Consider the following 3,679-nt stretch of genomic DNA (forward strand, 5'->3'; position numbering starts at 1 on the left):
ACCGACCGGACACGGACGCGCCGTCCCGGTACGGGTCGAACGCGTGGTCAGGCCGGGCGCGCCTCGCGGACGACGGCGACGCCGCCGGCCGGGACCTTGACGGTCCCGCTCACGGCTGTGCCGGTGAGCAGGTCGGTGCCGTCGGCGGGGACGGCGACGGGCGCGTCGGCGTGGTTGATCGCGACGACGTAGTCGGCGTCGCTGCCGTGCCGCCGGACGACCTCGACGTCCTTGGGCAGACCGGCCGGCGTGATGCCGGCGTCGGCGTAGGCGGCGTCGAGCACGACGGCGAGCTGGTCGACGTCGAGCCGCGTGGAGACGTACCAGCCCGTGCCCCGCCCGTGCGCGTGCCGGGTGATCGCGGGCCGCCCGGCAACGGGTCCGTCGGTGTAGGCGGCGACGACGTCGGCGCCCTCGAGCGCGAGGTCGTCGGCCCACACGTCGCCCACGAGCTCGGTCGTGGTCCCGGCGTGCGACCAGCCCACCCGCAGGGACCGGCCCGCGCGCAGCGGCTGGAACTCCTCGACCGTCAGGCCGAGCGCGGTGCGCAGCGGCGCGCCGTAGCCGCCGGGGTGCACGGCGTCGTGCTCGTCGACGATCCCCGAGAAGCACGAGACGACGAGCGTCCCGCCGTCCGCGACGTACCGCGTGAGGTTCTGGCCGTCGGCGGCGGTCAGCAGGTAGGACGCGGGCGCGACGACCAGCCGGTAGCCGGACAGGTCGGCGGAGGGGTGGACGAGGTCGACGGTGATCCCGTCGCGCCACAGCCGGTCGTAGTAGGCCAGGACGCGCTCGCGGTGGTCGAGGTCGACGGTCGGCCGCCACTCGAGGTCCTGCGCCCAGAACGACTGCCAGTCCCAGACGATCGCGACGTCGGCGCGCACCGTGGAGCCCCGCACCTCGTCGAGCCGGGCGAGCTCGGCGCCGAGCGCGGTGACCTCGCGCCAGACGCGGGACGACGTGCCGGCGTGCGGCAGCATCGCGGAGTGGAACTTCTCGGCGCCGGACCGGGAGGCGCGCCACTGGAAGAACAGGATCGCGTCGGCGCCGCGCCCGAGGTGGCTGTACGCGTTGCGCGCGAGCTCGCCGGGTCGCTTGGCGACGTTGCGCGGCTGCCAGTTCACGGCGGACGTGGAGTGCTCCATGAGGATCCACGGCTTGCCGCGGGCGAGTGACCGCGTGAGGTCGGCGGCGAGCGCGAGGCCCACGTGGGCGCGCTCGTCGGCGGCGTCGAGGTAGTGGTCGTTGGCGACGACGTCGACCTCGTCGGCCCAGGCCCACAGGTCGACCGGCAGGCAGTTGGTCGTCATGAAGTTCGTCGTGACCGGCACGGCGGAGTGCGCGCGGATCGCGTCGCGCTCGGCGACGTAGCAGTCGCGCAGCGCCTGGTCGGAGAACCGCGCGAAGTCGAGGCGCTGCGCGGGGTTGACGACGGACGGCGCGACGGACGGCACGTCGACGTGCGCCCACTCGCCGTACCGCTGGCCCCAGAACGCGGTGCCCCAGGCGGCGTTGAGCGCGTCGAGCGTGCCGTACCGGTCCTGCAACCAGGCGCGGAACGCGGTCGCGGCGGCGGGGGAGTAGTCCTCCGCGACGGGTGCGCCGTACTCGTTGTGGACGTGCCAGAGCGCGACGGCGGGGTGCGACCCGTAGCGGCGGGCGAGCGCGTCGGCGATGCTCACGGCCGCGGCGCGGTAGGCAGGGTGCGTGGGTGCGGCCATGCCGCGCGAGCCGAAGCCGAGGACGGTGCCGTCCCGGGTGACGACGCGCGCGTCGGGGTGCGCGGCGAAGAACCACGCGGGGGGCGACGCGGTCGGGGTGCCGAGGTCGACGCGGATGCCGTTCTCGTGCAGCAGGTCGAGCAGCCGGTCCAGCCACCCGAAGTCGTGCTCGCCGGGCCGCGGCTCGAGCAGCGCCCAGGAGAAGATCCCGACGCTGACGAGGCTGACGCCGGCCTCGCGCATGAGCGCGACGTCCTCGTGCCAGACCTCCTCGGGCCACTGCTCGGGGTTGTAGTCGCCGCCGTAGGCGATGTGGTCGAGCCCGAGCGGCCAGGTGGGCCGCGCGGGTCCGGGGGCGGTCTGGTGAGGCATGACGCTCCGTCGAGTCTGGGTCATCCGTTGTGATCGGTCACAGCGGCGGCACAGGCGCGAAAGCGCCATCCCCGGCACTGGGACCGTTCACAACGGGTAGGTAACACCAGGGTGACGACAGTTGACAAGTCTCCGGAGCGTCGTTCACTGTGAACGCGCACAGGCTCGGCGTCACCGATGACGCCCGTCCGTCGCGAGGCAGCGGCGGACCCTTGACGAGGAGGTCACATGCGCCTGCACACAGGCATCCGGGTCGCTGCCGCCGTGGCCGCGACCGCGCTGCTCGCGACCGCCTGCTCCAGCGGCGGCGACAGCGGCGACGACACGGCGGACGGCTCCGGCGGGAAGGTCGAGCTGACCTTCTGGACCTGGGCGCCCGGCATGGAGGAGGCGGTGGCCGTCTGGAACGAGGCCAACCCCGACATCCAGGTCACCGTCAACAAGCAGGACGGCGGCGACCCCGCCGTCACCAAGCTGCTCACCGCGATCCAGGCGGGCTCGGGCGCACCCGACCTGTTCCAGACCGAGTACCAGAAGATCCCGACGCTGGTCTCGGAGGACGCGCTCGCCGACATCGCCGACGTGCTCCCCGACGGCACCGCGGAGCGCTTCGCCGAGGGCACGTGGCAGTCCGTCACGCTCGGCAGCGACGCGGTCTACGGCGTCCCGCAGGACTCCGGACCCATGCAGTTCTACTACCGCGAGGACGTCTTCCAGCAGTACGGGCTCGCCGTCCCGACGACGTGGGAGCAGTACGCGCAGGTCGCCGAGCAGCTCCACACCGCGGACCCGACCAAGTACCTCGGCACGTTCTCCGCGAACGACGCCGGCTGGTTCACGGGCCTCACGCAGCAGGCCGGCGCCTCGTGGTGGGGCATCGACGGCGACGCGTGGAGCGTCGACATCGAGTCCGCGCCCGTCCAGAAGGTCGCCGAGTACTGGGGCGGCCTCGTCGAGAAGGGCGTCATCGACAACAAGCCGATGTACACCCCGGAGTGGAACGCGGCGCTCAACGACGGCTCGCAGGTCGGCTGGCTCTCGGCGATCTGGGCGCCCGGCGTGCTGCAGGGCAACGCCCCCGACACCGCGGGCAAGTGGAAGATGGCGCCCATGCCGCAGTGGGAGGAGGGCGACGACGCCACGGGCAACTGGGGCGGGTCCGCCACGTCGGTGACGTCGCAGTCGACGCACAAGGCCGAGGCCGCGAAGTTCATCGCGTGGCTCAACGCGAGCCAGGAGGGCGTGAACCTGCTCGTCTCGGAGGGCGGCCTGTACCCGGCCGACATCCCGAGCCAGGCCGAGGCGCTCTCGAGCCCGCCGGAGTTCTTCTCGAACCAGGCCGACTTCTACACGCTGGCCGCCGAGACGGCGAAGGGCGTGCAGCCTTTCACCTACGGCCCGAACGTCAACGTCGCGTACTCCGCGTACAACGACGAGTTCGGCAAGGCCGCCGAGGCCAAGCAGGCGTCGCTGTTCCTCGACGCCGTCACGGCCATGCAGGCCACCACGGTCGACGACCTGGAGAACCAGGGCTTCACCGTCACCAAGTGACGCGCGCGGCCGCCCGGCACCCCTCCCGCCGGGCG

The 3,679-nt window shown here is 72.8% G+C and carries 2 protein-coding genes; one reads left to right on the forward strand and one right to left on the reverse strand.

The window, feature by feature from the left end; genetic code table 11:
• Nucleotides 1-47: 47 nt before the first annotated feature.
• Nucleotides 48-2,093 carry a beta-galactosidase gene (locus HGA02_RS12935; protein ID WP_168679351.1) on the reverse strand — a complete coding sequence of 682 codons (2,046 nt, stop codon included), beginning with the start codon at nucleotides 2,091-2,093 and terminating at the stop codon, nucleotides 48-50.
• 228 nt (nucleotides 2,094-2,321) lie between these two features.
• On the opposite strand from HGA02_RS12935, the gene HGA02_RS12940 reads away from it, so the two are divergent.
• Nucleotides 2,322-3,644 (forward strand): ABC transporter substrate-binding protein, encoded by a 1,323-nt coding sequence (locus tag HGA02_RS12940; RefSeq protein WP_168679352.1) that lies wholly within the window; start codon nucleotides 2,322-2,324, stop codon nucleotides 3,642-3,644.
• The last annotated feature ends 35 nt before the right edge of the window (nucleotides 3,645-3,679 follow it).

This window comes from Cellulomonas septica (assembly GCF_012396155.1).
Taxonomy (GTDB): Bacteria; Actinomycetota; Actinomycetes; order Actinomycetales; family Cellulomonadaceae; genus Cellulomonas; species Cellulomonas septica.